24 protein-coding genes are annotated in these 26,661 nt (G+C 38.4%); 13 read left to right on the top strand and 11 right to left on the bottom strand.

Features of this window, described 5'->3' with window-relative positions:
- Nucleotides 1-4: 4 nt before the first annotated feature.
- From ACEN25_RS09025 to ACEN25_RS08995, 7 genes are all read right to left on the bottom strand, one after another.
- On the bottom strand, nt 5-1,468 hold the full coding sequence (locus ACEN25_RS09025; RefSeq protein ID WP_441802621.1) for an ATP-binding protein: 1,464 nt from the start codon (nt 1,466-1,468) through the stop codon (nt 5-7).
- Between the two features lie 28 nt (nt 1,469-1,496).
- The gene (locus tag ACEN25_RS09020; RefSeq protein ID WP_441802620.1) at nt 1,497-2,045 is read right to left on the bottom strand and encodes a CopD family protein; all 549 of its coding nucleotides are present in this window, start codon (nt 2,043-2,045) and stop codon (nt 1,497-1,499) included.
- Nucleotides 2,046-2,177: 132 nt separating this feature from the next.
- Nucleotides 2,178-5,276, bottom strand: coding sequence for a VPS10 domain-containing protein (locus ACEN25_RS09015; RefSeq protein WP_441802619.1), 3,099 nt, complete (start codon nt 5,274-5,276; stop codon nt 2,178-2,180).
- Nucleotides 5,277-5,339: 63 nt separating this feature from the next.
- Nucleotides 5,340-6,680 carry an MATE family efflux transporter gene (locus ACEN25_RS09010; protein WP_441802618.1) on the bottom strand — a complete coding sequence of 447 codons (1,341 nt, stop codon included), beginning with the start codon at nt 6,678-6,680 and terminating at the stop codon, nt 5,340-5,342.
- Nucleotides 6,681-6,733: 53 nt separating this feature from the next.
- Nucleotides 6,734-7,774 (bottom strand): ferrochelatase, encoded by a 1,041-nt coding sequence (hemH, locus tag ACEN25_RS09005; protein ID WP_441802617.1) that lies wholly within the window; start codon nt 7,772-7,774, stop codon nt 6,734-6,736.
- 89 nt (nt 7,775-7,863) lie between these two features.
- Entirely contained in the window at nt 7,864-8,601 is a 738-nt protein-coding gene (locus ACEN25_RS09000; RefSeq protein ID WP_441802616.1) for a ThuA domain-containing protein, read from the bottom strand.
- Nucleotides 8,602-8,605: 4 nt separating this feature from the next.
- Nucleotides 8,606-9,493: a helix-turn-helix domain-containing protein gene (locus ACEN25_RS08995; protein ID WP_028377171.1), complete on the bottom strand. Its 888-nt coding sequence runs from the start codon at nt 9,491-9,493 to the stop codon at nt 8,606-8,608.
- A 191-nt stretch (nt 9,494-9,684) separates the two neighbouring features.
- On the opposite strand from ACEN25_RS08995, the gene hemA reads away from it, so the two are divergent.
- The 13 genes from hemA to ACEN25_RS08930 all read left to right on the top strand — a co-directional run bounded on the left by hemA (nt 9,685) and on the right by ACEN25_RS08930 (nt 21,667).
- A complete protein-coding gene (hemA, locus tag ACEN25_RS08990) occupies nt 9,685-10,950 on the top strand; it encodes a glutamyl-tRNA reductase (protein ID WP_441802615.1) in 1,266 nt (421 codons plus the stop codon).
- 3 nt (nt 10,951-10,953) lie between these two features.
- Nucleotides 10,954-11,871, top strand: coding sequence for a hydroxymethylbilane synthase (gene hemC / locus ACEN25_RS08985; RefSeq protein ID WP_441802614.1), 918 nt, complete (start codon nt 10,954-10,956; stop codon nt 11,869-11,871).
- A gap of 14 nt (nt 11,872-11,885) precedes the next feature.
- Complete coding sequence (locus ACEN25_RS08980; RefSeq protein WP_441802613.1) at nt 11,886-12,596, top strand: uroporphyrinogen-III synthase; 711 nt, start codon at nt 11,886-11,888, stop codon at nt 12,594-12,596.
- A gap of 4 nt (nt 12,597-12,600) precedes the next feature.
- On the top strand, nt 12,601-13,632 hold the full coding sequence (gene hemE, locus ACEN25_RS08975) for a uroporphyrinogen decarboxylase (protein ID WP_441802612.1): 1,032 nt from the start codon (nt 12,601-12,603) through the stop codon (nt 13,630-13,632).
- Nucleotides 13,629-14,120: a DUF6973 domain-containing protein gene (locus ACEN25_RS08970; RefSeq protein WP_441802611.1), complete on the top strand. Its 492-nt coding sequence runs from the start codon at nt 13,629-13,631 to the stop codon at nt 14,118-14,120. Before hemE ends, ACEN25_RS08970 begins: the two co-directional genes overlap by 4 nt.
- Nucleotides 14,117-14,857: an EI24 domain-containing protein gene (locus tag ACEN25_RS08965; RefSeq protein ID WP_441802610.1), complete on the top strand. Its 741-nt coding sequence runs from the start codon at nt 14,117-14,119 to the stop codon at nt 14,855-14,857. The genes ACEN25_RS08970 and ACEN25_RS08965 overlap by 4 nt, the downstream gene beginning before the upstream one ends.
- Complete coding sequence (locus tag ACEN25_RS08960) at nt 14,854-15,384, top strand: GNAT family N-acetyltransferase (RefSeq protein ID WP_441802609.1); 531 nt, start codon at nt 14,854-14,856, stop codon at nt 15,382-15,384. The genes ACEN25_RS08965 and ACEN25_RS08960 overlap by 4 nt, the downstream gene beginning before the upstream one ends.
- A 17-nt stretch (nt 15,385-15,401) precedes the next feature.
- The gene (gene hemF / locus ACEN25_RS08955) at nt 15,402-16,304 is read left to right on the top strand and encodes an oxygen-dependent coproporphyrinogen oxidase (protein WP_441802608.1); all 903 of its coding nucleotides are present in this window, start codon (nt 15,402-15,404) and stop codon (nt 16,302-16,304) included.
- 29 nt (nt 16,305-16,333) lie between these two features.
- Nucleotides 16,334-17,323 (top strand): porphobilinogen synthase, encoded by a 990-nt coding sequence (gene hemB / locus ACEN25_RS08950; protein WP_441802607.1) that lies wholly within the window; start codon nt 16,334-16,336, stop codon nt 17,321-17,323.
- 143 nt (nt 17,324-17,466) lie between these two features.
- Nucleotides 17,467-18,636, top strand: coding sequence for a CNNM domain-containing protein (locus ACEN25_RS08945; protein ID WP_028377161.1), 1,170 nt, complete (start codon nt 17,467-17,469; stop codon nt 18,634-18,636).
- A complete protein-coding gene (locus ACEN25_RS08940) occupies nt 18,633-19,106 on the top strand; it encodes a methylated-DNA--[protein]-cysteine S-methyltransferase (RefSeq protein WP_441802606.1) in 474 nt (157 codons plus the stop codon). The genes ACEN25_RS08945 and ACEN25_RS08940 overlap by 4 nt, the downstream gene beginning before the upstream one ends.
- A 127-nt stretch (nt 19,107-19,233) precedes the next feature.
- Entirely contained in the window at nt 19,234-19,947 is a 714-nt protein-coding gene (locus ACEN25_RS08935) for a 3'-5' exonuclease (RefSeq protein ID WP_441802605.1), read from the top strand.
- A gap of 28 nt (nt 19,948-19,975) precedes the next feature.
- Nucleotides 19,976-21,667: an ABC transporter ATP-binding protein gene (locus tag ACEN25_RS08930; protein ID WP_441802604.1), complete on the top strand. Its 1,692-nt coding sequence runs from the start codon at nt 19,976-19,978 to the stop codon at nt 21,665-21,667.
- A 510-nt stretch (nt 21,668-22,177) separates the two neighbouring features.
- Here ACEN25_RS08930 and ACEN25_RS08925 read toward each other — a convergent pair.
- The 4 genes from ACEN25_RS08925 to ACEN25_RS08910 all read right to left on the bottom strand — a co-directional run bounded on the left by ACEN25_RS08925 (nt 22,178) and on the right by ACEN25_RS08910 (nt 26,661).
- Nucleotides 22,178-22,834 carry a 3-oxoacid CoA-transferase subunit B gene (locus tag ACEN25_RS08925; protein WP_441802603.1) on the bottom strand — a complete coding sequence of 219 codons (657 nt, stop codon included), beginning with the start codon at nt 22,832-22,834 and terminating at the stop codon, nt 22,178-22,180.
- Nucleotides 22,834-23,472 (bottom strand): peroxiredoxin, encoded by a 639-nt coding sequence (locus tag ACEN25_RS08920; protein WP_441802602.1) that lies wholly within the window; start codon nt 23,470-23,472, stop codon nt 22,834-22,836. Before ACEN25_RS08920 ends, ACEN25_RS08925 begins: the two co-directional genes overlap by 1 nt.
- A gap of 40 nt (nt 23,473-23,512) precedes the next feature.
- Nucleotides 23,513-24,211, bottom strand: a complete 699-nt coding sequence (locus ACEN25_RS08915; protein WP_441802601.1) for a CoA transferase subunit A — start codon at nt 24,209-24,211, stop codon at nt 23,513-23,515.
- Nucleotides 24,212-24,330: 119 nt separating this feature from the next.
- Complete coding sequence (locus ACEN25_RS08910) at nt 24,331-26,661, bottom strand: penicillin-binding protein 1A (RefSeq protein WP_441802600.1); 2,331 nt, start codon at nt 26,659-26,661, stop codon at nt 24,331-24,333.

The following is a 26,661-nucleotide window of genomic DNA, read 5'->3' as shown; positions in this document are numbered from 1 at the left end:
GTTTTTAGACAATTGCCTGCGGAAAAGACACTTTAAAAACAGTTCCTCGTTCCGCTTTAGAAGTAAAGGTAATGGTTCCGTTATAGGTTTCCACGATATTTTTAACCATCGCCAGTCCCAGTCCCATTCCACTTGATTTTGTGGTGAATTTAGGTTCAAAAACTTTTTCTGCAAGATCTTCTGAAATACCATGACCATTATCGCAAACCAAAATACACACCATACCGTCTTCCCGCTTTACCTCAACCCGTATTTTAGGATCTGGAGTATCTTCGGTAGCCTGAGTAGCATTTTTAACAAGATTTGTAATCACCCGAATCAACTGGGTACGGTCAAATTTTGCGGTAATCTCTTCTTCTTCCGAAATAAAAGTCAAATAGGGTTCTGTAAAAATATCGAGCGCCAGCTTAGTTACAAAAACCACATTCAACGTTTCATTTTGCTGCGCAGGCATTTTAGCGAAGTTAGAAAAAGCCTCTGCTATAGAACTCATCGTGTCTATCTGCTGAATCAAGGTTTTACTGTACTCATCTAACTTTTTGTGAATATCAGGGTCTTCAGGATCAAATCTGCGTTGAAAACTTTGTACGGTTAAGCGCATAGGTGTCAACGGATTTTTAATCTCGTGTGCTACCTGTTTTGCCATCTCCCGCCAGGCTGCCTCCCGCTCGCTTTGTGCAAGTTGCGCAGCAGAGTTTTCGAGTTCGTCTATCATCCCATTATAAGACTGCACCAGGTTGTTAATTTCTTCACTGGCGTCGTCAATCTCAATACGCTGATTGCGCTTGTCAAGACGCGTCTCAATCATTTTATCACCTATGGTTTTTAAGCTACGTGTAATGTAACGCGATAGAAAATAGGATAAAGCTGTAGCAATAAGCAGCATAAACAAATAGCCTTCTGCAAGTCTACGCAGAAACTCATCGAGCTCGCGGGTTATAAAATCATCATCCTGTATATAGGGTAGATTCATTATTGCAAGCGGCTTAAACTTATTGTCGTTGATGTAGGTGTATGACGAGGTATATTTTACACCGTCTATCTCTAATTGTTCGACCCACCGTTTTGTGGGAGAATTAGCTAAACCGTCTAGAATTTTAGGTGTGAGCGCTGTTTCTAAGGTATCTGAAACAAAGCCGTCTTTAGATTTTAATAAAAGGTGTCCTTTTAGATCGTAGATATTAATAGGCAACTCGTGAACATCTGCAATGCGGTATATGTTCTGTTGCCATCTTAAAATATTAGGGAGGTTATTTGCGGTTATCTCATAAGAAGTCTGGTCCAAAACATAATCTATCTCTGCTCTAATCTGATCTTCTTTGCGCAACAAGCGATCGCGGTGATATTCTTTTGCTTCCTCTTTGTATTGTACAACACTAATAATCCCAATGAGAATCGAAGCTCCCAGAATGAGGAAAACCATCCCAAAAAAGATGCGCAGGCGTAACGAAAGCTTGTTAAATTTCATGGGTTAGAAGGTATCAAAAATCGCGCCGTCAGGCGTTCGGGTTTTTTTCGCGTATGCTTTTATATAGTTTTATTCCCAACATAAGAAGTATGGCAAGGGTTAATAACCCTGCTAAACCCCAAATCCAGTTGGTTGCACTTTTTGTTATTACTAAAAATACTACGGCAAAGAGAATAAGTGTAGGACCTTCATTCCAGATGCGCATAAATTTTGTGGTATACTTAAAATTACCGGCTTGCAACTGCTTATAAATCTGATGATTTTTGAAGTGATAGACATACAGCAAAACCACAAACCCCAGTTTAATCTGCATCCACGGAAGCTCTAAAAGTCCCGGGCTAATATGTAACATTGCCAAGGCAAAAATACTTGCTAAAATCATAGACGGCCAGGTAATAATCTTCCAAAGGCGCTTAGTCATTATGGCAAGTTGATCACCTAAAATACTGCGGTCTGGCTCCTGTTTTTCTGAAGCTTCAATCTGATACATAAACAGGCGCGGCACGTAAAAAAGTCCCGCAAACCAGGTTACTATAAAAATAAGATGCAGGGATTTTAGGTAATTGTAGTATTCCATAGGGTAAAAATAAACCTAATATATCGTTGAATAAAAAAGGGGAGCATCAAAATAGCTATAAACTAAACTGAACCCCCCCTCATTTTATTCAAAATTACTTCCCCATCATTTAAAGGAGGAAGTTCTCAAAAACTAATCTTCCTGTATAAATAAATAATTTAATTGCATCGCATTAAAGTCTGCGTTAAAGGCAGTCACCTCATCGCTTACAAGTTTATCAAACCTCGTTAACTGGGTGTTTATTTGCTGAGTAAGTTCGTTTTTAACAGCGATATCCTGATCTGTAGGTGCAAAATCACCCATACTTACCAGCGAATTTAAATGTGCCAGTTTGTTTGTTAATCTAATTGGGAAATTTAAAGGATCCTGACCGCTTCGGTTTTTAGTTTGATATAAAGCTTTCTCAATCTCTTCAAGATCTTCACGCAGCTTTTTAGACTTGTCTCGTAAATCTTTTGTTGTCTCGTTATCTTTATACTGCTTCTCAAAAGCGCTCAACTGACCGTTGATATTACGTATTTTCTTAATGCTTTGATGTGCTCGATCTACTGTTGCATTTACGTCACTAATAAAATCAAATTGTGCCTGCATATCTGCTAGTGTAGATTCGCTTCTGGGGTCTGCAATAACTTTATATGGCGCGCTATAATCTGTACCATTTACATTTAGTTTTACGGTGTAGTTTCCAGGAATTTGTTTGGGTCCTTCGGTACTTGCCCACCATAAGATCATACCATCAAGACGCTCTGCCCCTTTGTAAGTCATATCCCAGTTAAATTGATTAGCTCCTTTTTCTACTTCAAGCTTATCTTTTTTATCCTTGTTGTTATACGATTTAATAGTATCATTCTTAGCGTCAAAATAGGTAAGCGTAATACTATCTTTTTTTGCATCGTATTCCGGTAAATAAAAATAAGTCATTACTCCTGCAGGGTGATTTGTTCCTGAGTCATTAGCATTTTTACGACTTCCGCCATCCATTCTATAGGTGTCTTTCGGCTTAAATAATTTTACAGCATCAGTTTTTGAAGAACTATTTAACTGGTGTAAAACACTCAAGTCATCAATAATATACAGACTTCTACCCTGTGTTGCCACAATGAGGTTATTGTCTTTTAAGGCTAAGTCTGTAATAGGAACTATAGGCAAGTTTAATTGAAAGGGTTTCCAGTTTGCGCCTGCATCAAAGGATATATACATTCCGGTTTCGGTACCGGCGTATAATAATCCTTTCTGCTTGGGATCTTCTCTAACTACACGTGTAAAGTGTTCTCCAGCAATGCCGTTTGTAATTTTTTTCCAGGTTTTTCCGTAGTCTGTGGTTTTGTATAAATACGGAACAAAATCACCGGTCTTGTATTTTGTTCCTGCGATGTAGCAAGTGCCTTCTTCAAAATAGCTAGGCTCAATACTGTTTATCATCATCCACTCTGGCATTCCTTTAGGCGTCACATTCTCCCAATTTGCTCCACCGTCACGACTTACGTGTACTAAACCATCATCACTACCGGTCCATAGGAGTCCTTCTTTTATAGGGCTTTCATTAGCGGCGAAAATGGTACAATAGTATTCTACCGAAGTGTTATCCTGCGTAATTGGTCCGCCCGAAGATTTCTGTTTTGATTTATCATCTGTAGTTAAATCTGGGCTAATTACTTCCCAGCTTTGACCTTCGTTTGTGGTCTTATGCACTCTGTTGCTATACGTATATAAAACATCTGGATTGTGTCGCGAAAAGATAATCGGGAAATTCCATTGAAAACGGTATTTCATATCTTCTGCACCGTGCCCCATAGGGTTATCTGGCCATACTGAAACAGAACGTACACTGTTATTTTTATGATTTACACGAGTTAAAAACCCATCATAACTACCACCATAAACAATGTTTGAATCTTCTGGATCTACAGCAATGTGTGCAGATTCTCCTCCTGCGGTCTCATCCCAATCGTCTTCACCTATACTATAACCATCTGTTCGGTGCGGGATACGTACCGTAGAGTTGTCTTGCTGCGCCGCATAAATATGATACGGAAATTGATTGTCTGTCGTAACTCTATAGAATTGTGCGGTAGGTTGATTGTGATAGGTACTCCAGGTTTCTCCGCCATCATAAGTTACCTGAGCGCCACCATCATCACCCATAATCATACGTGTAGGATCTTCTGGGGCGATCCATAAATCGTGATGGTCGCCGTGCGGTGCATTATTACTTTCAAATGATTTACCGCCATCTGTACTCTTATGATAACTCACATTAAGTACATACACCACATCCTCATCCTGAGTATCTGCATATACTTTTGTATAATACCAGGCACGCTGTCTAATATTGCGATCGTCGTTAATCATAGACCAGTTTTCACCACCGTCTTCACTGCGATACAAACCCCCTTTTTCTTTATTTTCTACAATAGCAAAAACCCGTTCAGAATTTACCGGAGAAACTGCAACTCCTATAATCCCTAAAGTATCTGTAGGAAAGCCTTTATTTGCTGATATTTCTTTCCAGGTAGAACCACTGTCTGTACTTTTCCAAAGGGCAGATCCTGCACCACCACTGGTAAAATCGTAGGGTGTTCTGCGCGCATGCCAGGTTGAAGCATATAAAATACGCGGATTATTAGGATCGAAAGTTAAATCAATTGCGCCCGAGTCTTCATTTGCAAAAAGAACTTTAGACCAGTTTGCACCGCCATCTGTAGATTTATAAACACCGCGTTCTTGAGTAGGTTTATAAATATCTCCCAAAACAGCAGCGTACACGATATCAGGATTAGTAGGGTGAATACGTATTTTTGAAATATGCCTGCTTTTTGGTAACCCAGCTTGTTGCCAGGTTTTACCGGCATCTGTAGTCTTCCACATTCCGTAGCCAGAAGAAACGTTTCCGCGTAGCGTATTTTCTCCTCCACCTACATAAATAATATTAGGATCACTGTGGGCAACTTCTACGGCGCCAATACTTCCGCCAAAAAAACCATCTGAAATATTATCCCAGCTACGACCGCCGTCTTTTGTACGCCACACTCCGCCACCTGTTGCGCCAAAATAAAATAAATTAGGCTTACCAGGAACACCGGTGACAGCCGCACTGCGCCCACCTCTAAAAGGGCCTATAAGTCTATATTCTAAAGCATCGTAAAGTGATTCATCTATATCCTGAGCCTGTGTAGCAAAGGTTGAAATAAAGAGTGTTAGGCAAAAAGCGCTGAGTAAAAGTGATCGCATATTTTTAAAACTTAGTTTGTAGCTAACTAAAATACGCAATCGCATCAATACATGCGAGAAGCCTTACAATTTTGTACGTGTTTCCCGCCACAGAAAGTAAGCGGTGACGATTGTAGATAGCACGTCTGCTATGGGAAACGAGATCCACACACCCAATTCTCCAAAATAATTAGGCAAGATGAGGACCAGCGGAATAAAGAAAAAACCCTGCCTGGTTAACGTAAGTAAGAGTGCAGGAATCGCTTTACCTATCGCCTGATAGTAAGCCGAACCTATTAACTGAATGCCTATTACCGGCACAGCGGCAAAGACCCAACGCATAGCATTAGGTGTATCTCTTAAAACAGCAGCATCTTGTGTAAAAACCGAAACGATAGCTTCGGGAAAAATCATAATTAGCGCAAAAATTAAAAGTGCAACACCACAAGCGTATGTTATTGCGAGCTTTATACTTTCGCGTACGCGGTTATAATTTTTTGCCCCAAAATTATACCCGGCAATAGGTAGAAATCCCTGAGTTACTCCAAGTACAGGAAACAAAGCAAACATAAGCATACGACCTATTATTCCATAGACTGTAACAGATGCTTCGCCGCCAAGGTCAAACAGAATATTATTCATCAACAAATAGGTAACACTTACCACTGCCTGTCTCGCTAGTGTCACAAAACCTAAAGCAGACATCTCCTTAAGTATAGGCCAGTCGAGGCCAAAATGGCCGATATTAATTTTTAATTCTGAATGATCACTTAAAAAATACCAGACGATATAAAGAAAACAACAGATATATGAAGCTGTAGTTGCCCAGGCTGCGCCAGCCATCCCCATATCTAGCATATTGATTAAAATATAGTCGAGGATTAGGTTACCCACAGAAGGGATAATCATTGCGATCATAGCAAATTTAGGCTTCCCCTCTGCTCTAATAACGTTGTTACCCATCATCGAAAGCGCCAAAACCGGCACACCATAAAGAACAATACGGTAATACACTTTAGCCGGCTCAAAGATTTCTCCTTTACCCCCAAAAGCGGGAATAAGTTGGTTTATAAAAACCAACCCCAAAACAACCATTCCTACAGTGAGCAACACGGTTATGGTAATTTGGTTTCCGAAGGTTTTAAATGCTTTAGCTTTATTGTTTGCTCCTAACGCTCTTGAGATAATTGAAGAACCGCCTATCCCTATTGCCATTCCTAAAGCGGCTATAAAGAACGAGACCGGAAGAACAACATTAATAGCGGCGATGGCGATACTGCCTATCCAGTTACCCACAAAAATGGTGTCTACCAGGATATTAAGCGACATTACCAGAATACCTATTGAAGCCGGTAATGCTTGTTTTATAAGCAAGGTACTTATGGGTTCTGTACCTAAAACTTCAGATCTGTTTGGCTTTAACAAAAACGTATGTATTTAAATGAAAATTCCCCCAATTAAGAATTGAGGGAATCAAATTATGCTATTGCTTTAGAGGGTTCTACGAGTGCCCAGTCATTTATCCAGGTAGCTACTACATGCGCCCAGTCATCTCGATCATTTAAACAAGGTATGGTTGTGAATTCTTTACCGCCCATCTCGTGAAAGATCTCTTCCCCTTCCATGGCGATTTCTTCTAAAGTCTCCAAACAGTCACTTACAAATGCCGGTGTAACAATTGCCATTTTCTTTAAACCTTCTTTACCAAAACGTTCTATCGTGCGGTCTGTATACGGCTGTAACCACGGGTCAAAGCCTAAACGCGATTGAAACGAAGTAAAATAGGTTCCTTCTTTTAAATTTAACTTTTCAGCCACTTGACGCGTAGTCTCGTAACATTGATGGCGGTAGCAAAATTGATGTGCAGCAGAGGCCGTTTTACAGCATGAGCCATCTATTTTACAATGGCTTTTAGTAACATCACTTTTACGTATGTGCCGCTCAGGAACGCCGTGATAACTAAACACAAGCATCTCATAGTCAAGATCTGTAATTTTTTCTTCTATGCTACGCGAAAGCACTTCAATATATTCGGGTTTGTTATAAAATGCGGGAACATCTGAAAATCGCATATGCGGAAAATGCGCTGCACGTAACTCTTCAGCTAAAACTAAAATAGTTTCTGTTGTCGCCATCGCAAACTGTGGATATAATGGCAGTATTAATACCTCATCAACACCCTGATCATTGAGTTCCTGTAGCCCCTGCATCATAGACGGACTTCCGTAGCGCATAGCTAATACAACAGGCACGTCAACTTTATCAGCGACTTTCTCCTGAAGCATTTCACTTAATACGATGAGCGGAGACCCTTTTTCCCACCAGATTTTAGAATAGGCTTCAGCAGATTTTTTAGGACGTGTATTTAAGATAATCCCTTTCACTAGAAGGGTGCGTGCCCACAAAGGGAAATCAATCACGCGTTCATCCATCAAAAACTGCCCAAGGTACTTTTTTACATCTTTAGGGTCTGTGCTATCTGGTGATCCCAGATTAACCATAAGTACTCCTTTTTTCATTTTCTTTTTTTTGATTTACAAAACTACGACTTATCCACTTTTTAAAACCGAAAAGCTATAAGGGTTGTTAGGTGGTGTATTGATGTTTTCTATTGGTTAGAATAACTAATTAACCATTTCATTACATCTTCTAAATGCTGTCTAAATTGAGGTTCTGTGTATGATTCGTCAGTATGACCTCCTCCCGTGTAATACATTTCACCTTCCCCTACTTTATGAAACCAGGCGTGCGGGTGATACTCTCCATTTTTACCGCCTTTGTAAGAAGACTCGTCAAGTGTTAGCGTTACATGAACATTTGGATTCAGGTTTTTAAAATTGTACCACTCATCTACCCGCTCAAAAGACTCCGGAAATGCTTTAACCGTCTTATGATTTTCTATTTTTTTTATACGGGCTTTTTGAGTTTCAGGATGGCTTAAAAAATAGCCTCCTATAAATTCCCCATACCAGGGCCAGTCATATTCGGTATCAGATGCTGCATGAATACCAAAGAATTTTCCCCCGGTTTCCATATAATTCTGAAAAGCTACCTGTTGTTCTTCTCCCAGAATATCGCCGGTTGTGCTTAAAAAAACTATTAAATCAAAGTTTTTTAAATTTTCAGAATTAAATATTAATGAATCTTCAGAGTGCTGAACTGCCCAGTGATTTTCTGAAGCTATTTCTTTTAACGCAGTAACTCCGGGTTCTATCGAAGCATGTCTAAAACCATTAGTCTTTGTAAAAACCAGCACATTTTTTTTGGTCAGATAAACCCCATTTTTAGCCGAATTACAACTTAAAATCAATGAGGAAAGGAAAACTAGCAATAAAAGATTTTTCATAAAATTAGTTTAGAGATTGAATGTATTTTTTAGGCGTTGTACCGTATTGTTTTTTAAAGGCTGCTATAAAATGACTGGCGGTACTGTACCCTATTTTTAAACCTACTTCGTTTACATTATGCGAACCGGAAGCAAGTAATTGCCGGGCGACTTCCATCTTATAATCAAACAAAAAGCTGTAAACCGAGTCCCCATAGATTTGCTTAAAACCTTCCTTGAGTTTATTAATACTTAAGTTAATCTCATCTGCAAGCTCTTGTAGAGAGGGTGGCTCTGCCATACGCGCTATGATAATATCTTTTGCACGTTTTATTTTTGCAACATTATCTTCATCAACCAAAAACGGACATTGTTCTGTATCTGCTTCTGAAGGCCGGTTAAAATACAGGCTCAACAACTCGTAAGCCTTCCCTTTAAAATATAAAGCCTTGATTGAGGGATGCAAATTATAATTCATTAACTGATTTAAAACTATCGCCATAGATGGCGAGATATTTCCATCTTTATAGTATTTACGATCTCGGTTTTCATCACTTAAAAAGGTGATAAAATCTGCTTCTCGAGAAAAAAGAGAGTGAAATTTTTTAATTGATATAAATACCGAAATCACCCAGCTGTCTGGGGTAATCTCAAGATTTATGGGTAAATCCCGCTGCGGATTGTACAACAATAAAGAGTGCTCTTCTCCTAACGGAAGTTTATAATTACCTTCATTAAATTGAAAAACGGAAGAACCTTTTGCACAAAAGTGAAATTGTATATAACTGCTATCAACCTCGCGGGTTATTAATTGGTTTTCAGGAGTATCATTATTAAATTTTAAAATAAAAAAACCATCTTCAATATTGGTCTCACTATACAAACCTAGAGCGTTATTTTTTAATGCTTCCATATTCTAAAAAAGGAATTTTATTTAGATTTATTCTAAACAAAAGGGAAATCTTAAGTTTAGATTACTTCACTAAATTAGGGCATTTTGAGCATTTTATACTTAAAAACTACTTTTTGTTCGGGTATCGTTAAAAATGATACGTCTAGCGTTATTTTTTAAACAAGCTGCGGAATACTTTTGCCTGCGATATTATGAATACAAACGGCAAACGACATTTTTATCCGGCTTATCCCGGTGATTTTTTCGCCATTGGCTTAAGCTATTTAAAAGCAGATGCTGAGACGCGTGGTCATTTTAGCGTAGATACGGCAGTACAAGAACGTATTTTAGAACGCGCTCGCGAAGAAGGCATAGAGGGTCTAAGTATTATTTCTACGTGCAACCGCACTGAACTATATGGCTTTGCTCAAGAACCGCTAGATCTTGTAAAATTACTTTGTGAACATACGCAGGGAACGATTCAGGAATTTGAAAAGGTTTCTTATTCTTATAAAAATGAAGAAGCGGTAGACCATCTTTTTAAAGTAGGTACCGGTTTAGACAGTCAGATATTAGGTGATTTTGAAATCATCAGTCAGTTAAAAAATGGTTTTCGCAGAGCAAAAAAGTTAAAACTGGTTAATCCGTTTATGGAGCGTTTAGTAAACTCTGTAATACAAGCCAGTAAGCGTATAAAAAACGAAACCAACATTTCTAGTGGAGCAACTTCGGTAAGTTTTGCTTCGGTACAATATATTTTATCTCGTGTTCCTTTTATTTCAGAAAAGAATATTTTGCTTTTTGGTACGGGTAAAATAGGACGTAATACCTGTGAAAATCTCGTAAAGCATACGCGCAATGAAAACATTACGCTTATAAACCGCACCAAAGACAAAGCCGAAAAAATAGCTGGAAAATTTAATCTTATCGTTAAAGATTATGCAGATATACAATCTGAAATTGCTACAGCTGATGTTCTTATCGTAGCAACCGGGGCACAAAAGCCTACAATTTCAAAAGAGCTTTTATATACTAAAAAACCTTTGCTTATACTTGATTTAAGCATTCCTAAAAATGTGCATGAAAATGTTGAAGAGGTTGAAGGCGTTACATTAGTGCATCTTGACCAACTTTCAAAAATAACAAACGACACCTTAAATCGTCGTAAAAAGCAGTTGCCACAGGCAATAGCAATTAATAAAGAAATACAAGACGAATTTTACGAGTGGCTGACTACACGCCAGTTTGCGCCTACTATTAAAGCGCTTAAGATGAAACTTGCCCATATGAAAGATGGTGAGATTGACAATCAACGTCGTAAAATCGCAAACTTTAATGAAGAACAAGCTGAAATTATCAGCGAGCGCATTATTCAAAAAATTACTACTCAGTTTGCTAAACACTTAAAAACCGAAGATATTTCACACACCGAGAGTTTGGAATTAATTCAAAAAGTGTTCAAACTTCAAAATCATTAAGTTTTGGCAAAAACCATACGCATAGGTACCCGCGACAGCGAATTAGCGCTCTGGCAGGCACATACTGTACAGCATAAATTAGAAAATCTAGGCTATAAAACCGAACTCGTGTCTGTTAAATCTACCGGCGATCTTATTCTTGACAAACCGCTGTATGAATTAGGTATTACCGGTATTTTTACAAAAACTCTTGATGTTGCAATGATCAATGGTACCGTAGACATTGCGGTTCACTCTATGAAAGATGTGCCTACACAGTTGCCTAAAGGAATTATTCAGGGAGCTGTTTTAGAACGCGCTGCCAGTGAAGATATTTTTGTTTTTAAAGACGGAAAGAATTCTTCAAATTTTGATGCTAATGCTACTATTGCAACCGGTAGTTTACGACGTAAAGCCCAGTGGTTAAATAAATACCCCCATCATCAGGTCGTTGATTTACGCGGAAACGTAAATACCCGACTTCAAAAAGTTGCTGATAGCGATTGGGTAGGTGCTGTTTTTGCAAAAGCAGGTTTAGAACGCATAAACTTAAAGCCTGATAATCACATCGTGCTCGACTGGATGTTACCGGCACCGGCACAAGGCGCAATGGTTATTGCAGTAATGCAAAACGACTCGTATTGCAAAGAAGCCTGCGCACAACTTAATCATAAAGATTCTGAATTAGCAACTCATGTAGAACGTGAGTTTTTAAGAACTTTAGAAGGCGGCTGTACAGCACCTATTGGTGCCTTTGCAGAAATTAAAGAAGAGCGTATTCATTTTAAAGGAGTTCTATTTAGCTTAGACGGCACTCAAAAAATGGAAATAGAAGAGAGCGTTCCGGTTTCTGAATGTCAAAACTTTGGAACTCTTTGCGCACTCAAAATACTTGAAAGTGGTGGTCGCGAGTTGATGGAGTCCATTAAAAAAGAGTTGTAATACCCCATACTCTGATGAAATCTATACTCTCCACAAAAAAATTAACCCCTTCTCAAAAGAATTTAATTCTGGGTGCTGGTTTTTCTGTGGTTGAATACGATGCTATACAAATTGAGTATTTAGATTTTGAACTTTCGGATACTCTTGAATATCTAATCTTTACGAGCAAAAATGCCGTAAATGCATTTTTGAATAAAATGCATAAAGAACCCAATGAGTCCGCAGACATTAAAGGGCTCCTTTCTCTAAAGGCAGAACAGTTAGGTGTGCAAGATTACAAGTGCTTTTGCGTAGGTCCCAAAACCGAAGCTATACTTTTAGAAAACAGCTTCAAAGTGATCAACGCTTCAGATAATGCTAAGAAATTAGCTCATTTTATTGTGAATGCCTATAAAAATGAGCGATTTATCTTCTTTTGCGGTGAAAGCAGAAGAGCAGAATTACCTCAAATTTTTAAAGAAAATAATGTTGATTTTGAAGAGATTGAAGTTTACAAAACCCGTTTAAACACAAAAATCTTTAAACAGCATTTTGACGCTACACTCTTTTTTAGTCCGAGTGGTGTTCAGAGTTTTATAACTCAAAATACATTAGAAAATACGCTAGCCGTTTGCATAGGAGAAACCACTGCAACCGAAGCAAAAAAACATACTGAGCATTTTACCGTTGCTAACGCTACCACAGTAGAAAGTGTGATCGCCAGAGCAGTAAAAGCATTAAACTAACATTATGATCAAAAACGATTTATTTTTAAGAGCATTAAAAGGAGAAACTGTTGAACGACCACCGGTATGGATGATGCGACAGGCAGGAAGATATTTACCCGAATTTCAGGAAATAAAGGCTAAGTATGATTTTTTTACCCGTTGTCAAACTCCAGAATTAGCCAGTGAAATTACCGTGCAACCCATACGCCGTTATGGTATGGATGCTGCGATCTTATTCAGTGATATTTTAGTAATTCCGCAGGCGATGAATATTCACGTAGAGATGAAACCGGGTGTTGGGCCGTGGTTGCCAGATCCTATTCGGTCTCAAAAAGATCTGGATCGCGTGATTGTGCCCAATATCAACGACACCCTGGGTTATGTGATGGATGCTATAAAAATGACTAAAGAAAAACTGAATGACGAAATTCCGTTAATTGGTTTTGCCGGTAGCCCATGGACAATCTTATGCTACTGTGTGCAGGGACAGGGCTCTAAGAATTTTGATATAGCAAAGGAGTTTTGTTTTACACAGCCGCTTGCTGCACACGAATTGCTGCAGAAAATTACAGATACTACAATTCTTTATTTAAAAGAAAAGGTAAAAGCAGGGGTTAATGCGGTTCAGGTTTTTGACAGTTGGGGCGGCATGCTATCTCCTGTAGATTATCAAGAATTTAGCTGGCAGTATATGCAACAAATTATAGATGCTTTAAGAGACGAGATTCCGGTAATCGCATTTGGTAAAGGCTGCTGGTTTGCACTTGGCGAAATGGCTAAAAGTGGCGCTTCGGCATTAGGAGTCGACTGGACGTGTAGCGCACGCAATGCTCGTTATTTAACCGGAGGAAACATTACATTACAGGGAAATTTTGACCCTACACGCCTGTTTTCGCCCCCGAGCGAAATAAAACGTATGGTTACCGAAATGATTGATGCTTTTGGCAAAGACAAATATATTGTTAATCTGGGCCACGGTATTTTACCGAATATTCCGCTAGAAAATGCAGGTGCATTTATTGAAGCTGTAAAAGAGTATAAAGCCGAACGATGAAAATCTGGGCGCGCTTAAAATCATTTGATGCCCATCAGCTTTTTAAGCTTGTCAAATTATTTATTGTAAAGCCTTTTTATATCAAATTGACATTGCAGGCAACGCAACATGCAGTACAGCTGGCAAATAAACACTACGGCAATACACATCATAAAAGCAATGCTGCAAATGCATTTAGACATGCATTATGGACAATCTTATTAGCAAAAGCTGTATATGATAAGACCGGTAATGAAGCAACTGCAAAAAACTGGGCGCTAAAAGTTACTACAGCGCACGAAAATATTGCAGTTAATAAACCGCTAGAACGCGCGATGGATTTGCACAACAACAATGTAGGCATCTTATTGCTGGCAGAATTGATTAATAAAAAAGAAGACGAAATTGTACTTTTATTAATGAAGAAAGCACAGGAAGCACAGCAAATCTGTAAGCCGGAAGAGGTGGTAAATTTGAAAAATCAGCTTGTATACATTTCTGAAGAATGATAAAATCTATAGTTAAAGGACTTGCGGCTTACAAAGATTCCATAAGTTTAATTCACAAATTAAACCTCTGGAAATACTTTGCAATCCCTATGGTAATAAGCTTTGTTACCGCTCTATTAATAGGGATTACGGCATGGGGACTTTCTGATACTATAGGTGGTTTTATATCAGGTTTATGGGTCTGGAGTTGGGGAGCAGAAACTATGACAACCCTTAGTAACCTAATAGGTGCTCTAGTAATTATAGCTTTGGGGCTTTTGCTCTACAAACACCTAATAATGGCATTCTCGGCTCCTTTTATGAGCCCTGTTTCTGAGAAAATAGAAGCCTATTTACAGCCCGGAATTCATCAACATCGAGATACTTCAAATGCAAGCCAACTTATACGCGGTATACGTATAAACCTGCGTAATCTAGGTTGGGAATTACTTATGACAATGCCTTTATTGCTGTTGAGTTTAATTCCTGTTGTAGGTATCATTGCGACTTTGGTGCTATTTTTAATACAAGCCTATTACGCAGGTTTTGGTAATATGGATTATACGTTGGAACGGCATTTGCGCTACCGCGAAAGTGTTTCTTTTGTGAAACAAAATCGAGGTTTTGCGATAGGCAACGGTATTGTATTTATGCTTTTTCTTTTGATTCCGATCGTCGGAATAGTTCTGGTTTTGCCCATTTCGGTTACAGCGGCAAGCAAAACAACGCTCACCCTTTTAGATCAAAAAAACCAATGACCGAAGAATCTCAATTTGAAATTGCATTAATAAATGCAGAAGATGCTAAAGCGCTACACCTTCTTTTAAAGGATGATAATGATGCCTTTAAAGAATATTTCCCGATAACTTTAAGTGAGAATACTTCGCTTTCTGCTACTAAAAAATATATTGCGCTTAAAGAAAAGGAAGCAGCAAATAAAACAGATTTCACCTTTGCAATACATACCCTTATACATCCAGAGATTGCTGGATTGGTCATCTTAAAAGATCTTGATTTTGAAAATAATGAAGCAGAATTAGCGTATTGTTTGAGTCCGCGGTTTCAAGGAAGAGGATGGATAACACAAGCGGTATCTCAAATTGTAGATTTTGCTTTTTTAAACCACCAGATTTCAAGCTTTAAAATCATCACCCACAAAACAAATACAAAGAGTATAGCAGTCGCAGAACACAGCGGCTTTGTATGGCACAGCACTCTTGAAAAGGAATTTAAACCAGAAGGTAAAGAAGCTCAGGATATGGAGCTTTATATTTTAAAAAAATAAGAATAAGCAGTTACCCAATGAGAGAACAGTTTGTTAACTACATAAAGAATTTACAAGACACAATTACTTCAAAACTAGAAGCAATAGATGGTTCTGCAAGGTTTAAAGAAGATAATTGGGTTCGCAAAGAAGGTGGTGGCGGGCGTACGCGTGTGCTTGAGAATGGCGCTGTAATAGAAAAAGGAGGCGTCAATATTTCAGAAGTACATGGTGCCCTGGCTCCTGCTATGCAGAAGTATTTTAATGTAGGTGATTGTGATTTCTTTGCGTGTGGACTTAGTCTGGTTATTCACCCTAAGAACCCATATGCTCCTACCGTGCACGCAAACTGGCGTTATTTTGAGATGTACGAGAAAGACGGTACGCTGGTAGATTCGTGGTTTGGTGGTGGACAAGATTTGACACCATATTATCTTTTTGAAGAGGATGCTATTCATTTTCATCAGACTTGTAAAACAGCCTGTGATGCGCACGATCCAGACTTTTATAGTCATTACAAAGCGCGCTGTGATGAGTATTTTTACAACAGCCATCGTGGCGAAGCCCGTGGTATAGGTGGTTTATTTTTTGATTACTTAAAAGCTACTTCAGAGCGCTCCATGCAAGACTGGTACAATTTTGTAACTGAAGTAGGTAATAGCTTTCTAGATGCTTACGCTCCTATTTTAGAAAAAAGAAAAGCCTTGCCATACGGCGAAAAAGAGCGAGACTGGCAGGAAGTACGTCGCGGTCGCTATGTAGAATTTAATCTGGTACACGATAAAGGAACGCTTTTTGGCCTTAAAACAAATGGGAGAATAGAAAGTATATTAATGAGCCTTCCTCCTAATGTGCAATGGCGCTACGACCATCATCCCGAGCCGGATAGTGAAGAAGCAAAACTGGTAGAGGTTTTAGAAAACCCAAGAGACTGGGTTTAACTTGAAGAATAGAATTTAAAATTAATAATATGTTTCCATTAAGAAGAAATCGCAGATTACGTACTTCAGAAGCTATGCGCGCTTTAGTACGTGAAACTATCATATCGCCTAATGACTTTATTCTACCTGTTTTTGTGGTAGAAGGAAAAGCAGTTAAAGATGAAATTGCATCAATGCCGGGTTATTATCGCCTGAGTCTTGACAATCTTAAAAAAGAAGCTAAAGAAGTATGGTCGCTGGGTATTAAAAGCGTGTTACTTTTTGTAAAAGTAGATGATAAACTGAAAGATAATAAAGGTACTGAAGCATTAAATCCTGACGGACTTATGCAACGAGCTATAAAAGCAGTTAAAGATGCAGTGCCGGGTATGGTAGTTATGACCGATGTCGCCTTAGATCCCTTCTCATCTTTTGGGCACGATGGTATTGTAGGAGGTGGCAAAGTACTTAATGATGATTCTAGTGCAATTTTAGCTGAAATGGCGCTTTCTCACGCTAATGCCGGTGCAGATATGGTTGCTCCCAGTGATATGATGGACGGTCGTATTTTTGAAATGCGCACACTACTCGAAGATGAAGGGCATCACGATGTGGGTATTATGAGTTACTCAGCAAAATATGCTTCAGCTTTTTACGGGCCGTTTAGAGATGCGTTAGACAGTGCTCCTGTTGATCTTAAGGATGTTCCAAAAGATAAAAAGACCTATCAGATGGATTATGCTAATCGTGACGAAGCCATTAAAGAAACCCTCATGGATATTGAAGAAGGTGCAGATATTGTTATGGTAAAACCAGGTCTTTGCTACCTTGATATTGTACGCGATATTAAAAACACGGTAAATGTACCGGTTGCTGTATATCAGGTAAGTGGCGAATATGCAATGATAAAAGCGGCATCAGAGCGCGGCTGGTTAGATCACGACGCTGTGGTTCTTGAACAAACATATGCGATTAAACGCGCAGGTGCAGATCTAATTGCCAGTTATTTTGCTAAAGATGTAGTGAAGTTGATTTCATAATCGATCTTCAATATTATTAAATTTAAAAGAGGCTCGTTGAGCCTCTTTTTTTTCAAATAATTTTGAGTTTAACCTAAGCTTTTCTTAACCTGTTTGTAAGGTGTTTTGATTATGGTATCTTTATCTCAAATCAAACTAAACCAATGGGTCTACTAATCGCCTTTGCATTTATATCTATATTTTTCTCGTTTCTATGTTCTATCCTGGAAGCGGTTTTATTAAGTGTTACTCCAAGTTTTATACGCATTAAAACTAAGGAAGGTCATGCATACGCCAAGACATTGGCTAACTTTAAAAAAGACATAGACAAACCCCTAATTGCTATTTTAACTTTAAATACCATTGCGCATACTGTGGGTGCAATTTTAGTAGGGGATCAAGCAGGTACAATGGCTGCTGAGTCAGGTTGGGATTTTTCTGTTTTAGGACTCAATTTTGTCGCTATTGTTTCTACAATAATGACCTTATTAATACTTGTACTTTCAGAAATTATCCCTAAAACAATAGGTGCTACTTACTGGAAATCTCTGGGCAACTTTACAGCGAAGACCTTAACGCTTATTCTAATATTTCTAAAATATACCGGTATTTTATGGTTGTTGACTCAAGTAACTAAACTTGTGGGTAAATCTGCTCATGTAAGTACAATGAGCCGTGAAGAATTTTTAGCACTCACCGATGCAGCTGAAAAAGAAGGAGTTTTTGAAGATAATGAGACTACTGTAATTAAGAATCTACTGGTTTTTAAATCGGTGATGGCAAAAGATGTAATGACGCCTTTTCCAGTTGTGGTGACCGAAGATGAGACTAAAACTTTAAATCAATTTCATAAAGAACATCCACATCTTAAGTTTTCGAGAATACCTGTTTTCAGTAAAAAATCACACAACATAACCGGCTTTATTTTAAAAGATGATGTTCTCGAGGAAATTGTAGAAGAACAGGGAGAGAAATTGCTTTCAGATATAAAAAGAGATATTCTTATTGTAGATGCAGATCAACCCATACCTGCACTTTTTGACACTTTTGTCACCAGTCGTGGGCATATTGCATTAGTAACAGACCATTTTGGTAACACAATAGGTGTTGTCACTATGGAAGACATTATAGAAACGCTTCTGGGGCTTGAAATAATGGACGAGAGTGACACTATTGAAGATATGCAGGTGCAGGCTCGTAAAAACTGGGAACGCCGTGCAAAACGTATGGGAATCGTTCTAGACAAAATTCCAGAGAACTCTAAAACAGTTGAGTTATCTCCTCAGCACGATGTAAATGTAAAAAACGAGGATGTTGATAAACCTTCAGAATGAAAGAAGCCTATCTAGATTCTCCTTTGGGAACACTATTAATTAAAGGAGATCAAGAAGGATTGGTATCTGTAACGTTTTTAGATGAAAAAATTTCGCAAAGCGAGGCAATACCTAAAGAGCTTCAAGATGTAGTTTCTCAATTAGAACACTATTTTACAGGAGATTTAAAAGATTTTAATCTAAAATTGAATCTACAAGGCACCGATTTTCAAAAAAAAGTGTGGTTACAACTGGCTAAAATCCCTTTTGGGAAAACCACTTCCTATTTACAAATGGCCAAAGATCTTGGCGACCCAAAAGTAATACGCGCAGCAGCTACTGCAAATGGTAAAAACCCGATTGCTATTATTGTACCATGCCACCGTGTGATTGGCAGCGATCATTCTATGACGGGTTACGCTGGTGGCATCTGGCGTAAAAAATGGCTTCTTGAGCACGAAAGTCCGGTTACACAACAAACGCTATTTTAGAGTTTTTAAGCTCCTTACTTTTTTCATAAACTTTTGATTATATTTAGTTTACAACTAGGTTATCCTATGTGGATGATTGAATTTTTATCATTGACAGTTTTCAAAAATTGCAACAGAAATCTAAATTATGCTATCAAAAATACACTTAGAAAACATTTTATTTCTAGATATAGAAACCGTACCTCAACTCGAAAATTTTAGCGATTTAGATACAGATATGCAGGAATTATTTGCCGATAAAACTCAGTATCAGCGCAAAGATGATTTTACAGCAGAAGAGTTTTACGACAGGGCAGGTATTTGGGCTGAGTTTGGTAAAATCGTTTGTATTTCGGTAGGTTATTTTAAAGTTAAAGACGCCGTGCGTACATTTAGAACAACCTCCTTTCAAGGAGATGAACGTAACCTCCTGCTTGAATTTAAAAAACTTCTATCAGAACATTTTAATAAGCCGCAACACCTATTGTGTGCCCACAATGGTAAAGAGTTTGACTTCCCGTTTATCGCACGACGTATGATTATTAATGGGATTGCACTTCCGTTTAAATTAGATTTATTCGGCAAAAAACCCTGGGAAATTCCGCATCTTGACACCTTGGAAATGTGGAAGTTTGGCGATTACAAACACTATACTTCTCTAAAACTACTCACCAAAATCCTAAATATTCCTTCTCCTAAAACCGATATAGATGGTAGCCAGGTACGCGATGTATTTTATTTAGAAAATGATATTGCGCGTATTGTAGAATATTGCGAACGTGATGTCGTCGCCGTTGCACAAATTGTTTTGCGCCTGCGCAATGAAGCTTTATTACTAGAGACAGAGATCATTTCAGTTTAAATACTATAGGAAATTGTAAATTTAGGCTGTGAATACAACAGCCCTACTTTCAATAAAAGATCTTAGCCTCGGTTTCAAAACCGGAAAGCAAACGAATCAGGTTTTGCATAGTATTGATTTTAATATTATGCAGAACGAGATTGTAGGTGTAGTAGGAGAATCAGGGTCAGGCAAATCAGTTACAAATTTGGCTGTTTTGGGTTTACTTCCCAAGCGCATTACAGAAATTACTTCGGGAGGTATTTTATTTGAGGGAAGAGATTTACTTCAATTATCAGATAACGAACTCCAAAAAATACGCGGTAATAAGATTTCGATGATTTTTCAAGAACCTATGAGTTCCCTAAACCCTTCTATGCGTTGCGGGAAACAGGTTACCGAGATCTTAATAAGACATACAAATCTCTCTAAGAAAGCTGCGAAAGAAGAAACTCTAAAACTTTTTAATCAGGTAAAATTACCTAGACCCGAAGCAGCATTTAAAGCCTATCCTCACGAGATAAGCGGTGGGCAAAAACAGCGGGTAATGATTGCTATGGCAATTGCCTGCAAACCCAAATTATTAATAGCAGATGAGCCTACAACCGCGCTAGATGTAACGGTTCAAAAAGAGATTATCTTGCTTTTAAAAGAATTGCAGCAACAAACGGAGATGAGTATTTTATTTATTTCACACGACCTCTCTCTCGTAAGTGAGATTGCAGATCGTGTTATTGTAATGTATCGCGGTAAAATTATTGAGCAGGGCAGCGCTAAAACCATCTTTAAAGACCCTAAAGAAGACTACACAAAAGCTTTAATCTATGCCCGCCCTTCTACAAGCGAACGGCTTGCAAAACTACCTACTGTATCAGATTTTTTAAAGGGAAATGCACTTGCTAAACCAGTGACTAAGGCAGAACGGGAACTTGAACACGAGAAGATATACAGCAAAACCCCATTATTAGAAATCAAAAACGCTACAAAAGAGTATTATTCTAAGGTTTCATTCTTCGGAAAGACAGAAACTCTAAAAGCAGTAAATGAAGTAAGTTTTAAAATTTATGAAGGTGAGACCTTAGGCCTTGTTGGTGAGTCTGGCTGCGGAAAGTCAACTTTAGGAAATTTAATTCTTCAGTTAGACAAAACTACCAGCGGAGCAATTTTCTATAAAGGAAAAGACTTAACTCTGTTGTCTTCAAAAGAACTAAGAACACTTCGCAAAGATATTCAGATCATATTTCAGGACCCCTATTCTTCTTTAAATCCTAGGCTTACTGTAGGTCGTTCTATTACCGAAGCTATGCAGGTACATAAACTGTATAAATCTTCAGAAGAGCGTAAAGCAGAAGCCTTAAAATTACTTCAAGAAGTAGGTTTATTGCCTGAGCATTATGACCGGTATCCTCATGAATTTAGTGGTGGTCAACGACAACGTATAGGTATAGCACGCACTATTGCAGTAAGGCCTAAGTTTATAGTCTGTGATGAGTCTGTATCTGCACTGGACATCTCTGTACAGGCTCAGGTACTTAATCTGCTTAATACCTTAAAAACCTCATACGGTTTTACGTATTTATTTATTTCTCACGATCTGGCCGTAGTGAAATATATTTCAGACCGTTTGCTGGTTATGCGAAACGGTAGATTTGAGGAAAGCGGAGAAGCAGATGCTGTATACGAAAATCCTCAAAGCGATTATACTAAAGCCTTAATCGAGGCAATTCCTAAAGGAATTTAAAACATAAATAAAAAAACTTTTTTAAAGAGGTAGAGAATACTTCGTGTAGTTTGATAGGTATCTTGTAAAACTGCATTTAAGCCTTTAGACTTATGATTCTTAACGGGAGAAAGTGTTGGCATGGTCTTATTTCTTATTTTTCGTTAACGTGAATTTAACTTTTTTTATTTAGATATAAAAAAACCGCCGGGCTCCCCCTGCGGTTTATTAACAAATCATAACATCAAAACACTCCTGCTTTGAAATTAAGTAATAATTGAAAGGACTCCTCCTAAACTTTATATCTAAAAAATCCTGATTTGGGAGTGACTAAAGTAATTGTAATTTTCAGTTCGCGCAAGAATTTGAGTAACTAATTTTAAAAAACGTTAAAAAAAAGTGTTTTTCACCTGTTTTAACTTGCTTTTTAGCGTTGTTTTTAGTGACTTAATTCATTCAACGATTATTTTTGACACTAGGAAGATAAAAAAAAGAGCCCTAAGGCTCCTTATAAATTGATGTACAAAATCTTTAAGCGAGTATCATTTCCGGGACTTCTGCAGGGACTTCTAAATAACCTTCTGTTGCTTTAATAATTTCATCAACAGATACCCCTGGAGCACGTTCTAACAGCCTAAAGCCTTTAGGCGTAACCTCGATCACAGCAAGATTAGTAACGATTTTAGTCACACAACCTACACCCGTAAGCGGCAGAGAACAGCGTTTAAGAAGTTTAGATTCTCCTTCTCTATTAGTATGCATCATGGCTACAATAATATTTTCGGCACTGGCAACAAGATCCATTGCACCTCCCATACCTTTAACCATTTTTCCGGGAATTTTCCAGTTTGCAATATCACCATTTTCAGCTACCTCCATAGCACCTAAAATGGTAAGATGTACATGTTGACCACGTATCATTGAAAAACTTGTTGCAGAGTCAAAAAAAGAAGCGCCTTTAAGTGCTGTAATGGTTTGTTTACCTGCATTAATCAGGTCTGCATCCTCTTCACCTTCAAAAGGGAAAGGACCCATTCCTAATATTCCATTTTCACTCTGAAATTCAACTTCTATATCATCTCTAACATAATTAGCAACCAGCGTGGGAATACCTATACCCAGATTAACATAGAAGCCATCCTTAACTTCACGAGCTATGCGCTTAGCGATTCCGTTTTTATCTAGCATTATTTATTGGGTTGTGGTGTCATTCTTAAATACGGCTTAATCTCTGTATGCCCCTTCGGAAAAAATTCTGGTATTTGCTCATTACTTACGCTTGGTGAGATTACGCAATCTTCGCCATCTTTCCAGTTTGCCGGTGTTGCTACTTTATGATATGCAGTAAGTTGAAGAGAGTCTATTACCCGTATAATCTCGTCAAAATTACGACCTGTAGAAGGTGGATAGGTAAGTGTTAATTTTATTTTCTTATCTGGTCCAATGATAAATACCGAACGTACCGTAGCTTTCTCACTAGCATTTGGATGTATCATATCATATAATTCAGAAACCTTGCGGCTCTCATCACCTATGATAGGATAGTTCATCGTTGTATTTTGAGTTTCGTTGATGTCTTTAATCCATCCCATATGTTCTTCAACGCTGTCTACGCTAATTGCAATAGGCTTTACATTACGTTTTTTAAACTCTGGGTAATAATTTGCCACAGTACCCAATTCTGTTGTACACACCGGCGTATAATCTCCCGGATGCGAAAACAAAATTCCCCAGCTGTCTCCTAGCCATTCGTGAAAATTGATTTCACCTTCGGTAGTATTTGCTGTAAAATCTGGTGCTATATCTCCTAATCTTAAATGTGCCATTTTATTTATTTTTATTATTAATCGTGATTAATTTATTGGTTTATCGTTTTCTTACAGTAAGTTGTTCGATACGCTTCTCATAGGCAGATCCTTTAAAAATACGTTGAACAAAAATACCGGGAATGTGTATTTGGTTGGGGTCAAGTTCTCCAGCAGGTACGAGTTCTTCTACTTCGGCAACTGTAATTGTTGCGGCGCCACACATATTTGGGTTAAAATTGCGAGCTGTTCCCTTAAAAATAAGATTACCTGCGGTATCACCCTTCCAAGCTTTGACAAACGCAAAATCGGCTTTAAATGCTTCTTCAAGCACATACATTTTACCGTTAAACTCTCGGGTTTCTTTACCTTTAGCTACTTCTGTACCGTACCCTGCTGGAGTATAAAATGCCGGAAATCCTGCCTGAGCAGCCCGGCAACGTTCGGCCAAAGTTCCTTGCGGAATAAGCTCAACATCAAGCTCGTTACTCAACATTTGGCGTTCAAATTCTGCATTTTCGCCTACATAGGAAGAAATCATTTTTTTGATTTGCTTTTTCTGAAGTAGTAAGCCCAGTCCAAAATCATCAACTCCTGCATTATTAGAAATGCATGTTAACTCTTTTACACCCAGTTTAACTAATTGTGAAATAGCATTCTCAGGAATTCCGCTGAGGCCAAAGCCTCCAAACATCATTGTCATTGAATCAGTAACACCTTCAAGAGCTTCTGAAACTGAATGCACTGTTTTTATTATCATTTTCTGATTTTAGATACAGAAAATTACGAAACAACGCAGCCAACGGCAATTTTTTTGCAAGAATTTATGCAATTCATTTTACGCCGCAATTCTAATAAAAACTTACAACTGTATTTAAACTAAAAGTCAAGTTCGTCAATAATATCAGATTGATGCGAACTGGCTTCAGACTGAGAACAATCTATGCGTATAGAAAGATTTTCTGGTTTCTCAAATGCGCCCTGTGAAATTTTTAGTGCCTCATCTGCGTAACATTTTTTCATAAAACTCCCCCAGATAGGTAACGCCATAGTTGCCCCCTGACCGTAGGTTATAGAAGAAAAGTGAACCGATCTATCATCTCCTCCTACCCAAACACCGGTAACCAGATTAGGCACCATACCCATAAACCAACCATCACTTTGATTTTGTGTAGTACCCGTTTTACCCGCGATAGGATTTTTAAAAGCATACGGATGCCCCGTAATTACTTTTTTATAAACATCACTATTTATTGCTCCCGAGCGTAGTCTGGCACCAGAACCGTATTGAGTTACTCCTTCCATAAGGTTAACCGTTACGTATGCAGATTCTTTACTTAAGACGTCTTTAGCTTCCGGAATGCTTTGGTACAAAACCGTCCCGTTTTTGTCAACGATTGTAGAAACTATTTGCGGCTCAACGTGAACCCCTTTGTTTGCAAAGGCAGAATAAGCAGAAACCATCTCAAATAAACTAATATCTGGAGTACCTAAAGCAATAGACGGCACTACCGGTATATCTTTAGTATCTATACCTAATTTTGCTATTAAATCAATTACCGTTTGTGGCCCCACACGATGCATTAAACGGGCAGAAACGGTATTAATTGATTGTGCCAATGCACTTTTTAAAGTCACCATACCACCATATTGCCCTCCAGAATTTTCAGGGCACCAGTCACGCTGGGCTCCCATTTCTCCCGCAGGAATACAGTAAGGAATATTAGGGATTGTATCGCAAGGAGATAGGTGTAATTGATCTATGGCTGTAGCATACAGAAAAGGTTTAAATGTAGAACCCACCTGGCGCTTTCCGGTTTTTACGTGATCGTATTGAAAATGCTTATAATCTATACCACCTACCCATGCTTTTACCTCGCCGGTCTGCGGTGTAAGACTCATTAAACCAGCTCTAAAAAAGCGCTTATAATATCGTATGCTATCTTTAGGGGTTAAAATAGTATCTATTTCTGAAGCTCCATTCTTCCACGCAAAAACACGCATATCTGTTTTAATATCAAACGATGCTCTAATTTTTTCTTCTGAAATACCATTAGCGGCCATTTTTCTCCAGCGATCTGAAGTACGCATTGCACGATATAAAATTTTCTGCTCTTCGTCTTCTGTTATATCTCTAAAGGGAGCTGTTTTGTTTCTTTCATTTTGTTTATCAAACTCACGCTGTAAATTCTCCATGTGCGCAGTAACAGACTGCTCTGCATAACGCTGCATACGCGAATCTATCGTAGTGGTTATAACTAACCCGTCGCGATAAATATTATAGAACTCTTCATTACCATCTGCATCTTTACCTTTAGGATTATTTTTAATCCAGTCTGCCATAAATGCGCGTAGATATTCTCTAAAATAAGTTGCAATACCATCTGCATGGCCTTCTGGTGAAAAATTAATTTTCATGGGCATTGCCATAAGGCTATCGCGCTCCTGTATTGTAAGCTTACCGGTTTGAGCCATAAGAGCTAAAACTGTGTTACGGCGTTCTAAAGCATTGTCTTTAGAAATCTCACGATGCGGATTAAACTGTCGCGGATTTTTAAGCATTGCAGCAATTACTGCAGATTCTTCAGGACGTAACTCTATGGGTTCTTTGTCAAAGTAAATTTTTGAAGCAGAACGTATTCCCACCGCCTGAAACAAGAAATCCTGCTTGTTCAAATACATGGTGATTATCTCTTCTTTTGTGTATTGTCTCTCAAGTCGCGCAGCAATAATCCATTCTTTTACTTTCTGCACCAGGCGTTCTAGCGTACTGCCGGGTGTATCAGAAAAGAGCAATTTTGCGAGCTGCTGTGTGATGGTACTTGCACCACCTTTTGAGCCCATATAGGCAACGGCGCGTGTTGTACCTCGCACATCTATACCAGAGTGATCATAAAATCGTCTATCTTCAGTTGCCACAACTGCATCAATTAAATTTTGAGGTAAGTCGCTATATTTTACAGGAGTTCTGTTTTCATTATAAAATTTCCCTAAGGTTTTTCCATCTGAAGAAAGGATTTCTGTAGCCAGATTACTTTCAGGGTTTTCTAATTCGTCAAACGTGGGTAAACTTCCAAAAACACCCCAGGAAGCTAAAAGGAAAACAAGAACAAGCGCTCCTATAGATCCAAAAAATAAAATCCAAAATCCTTTTATATACGGTGCGTTACTGGGTGTATTCTTAGCTGTTTTTTTTGTCTTCTGAGCCAT

Source organism: Leeuwenhoekiella sp. W20_SRS_FM14 (assembly GCF_052119605.1).
In the GTDB taxonomy this organism is placed as follows: domain Bacteria; phylum Bacteroidota; class Bacteroidia; order Flavobacteriales; family Flavobacteriaceae; genus Leeuwenhoekiella.
This window is presented reverse-complemented; position numbering and strand designations above follow the sequence as displayed.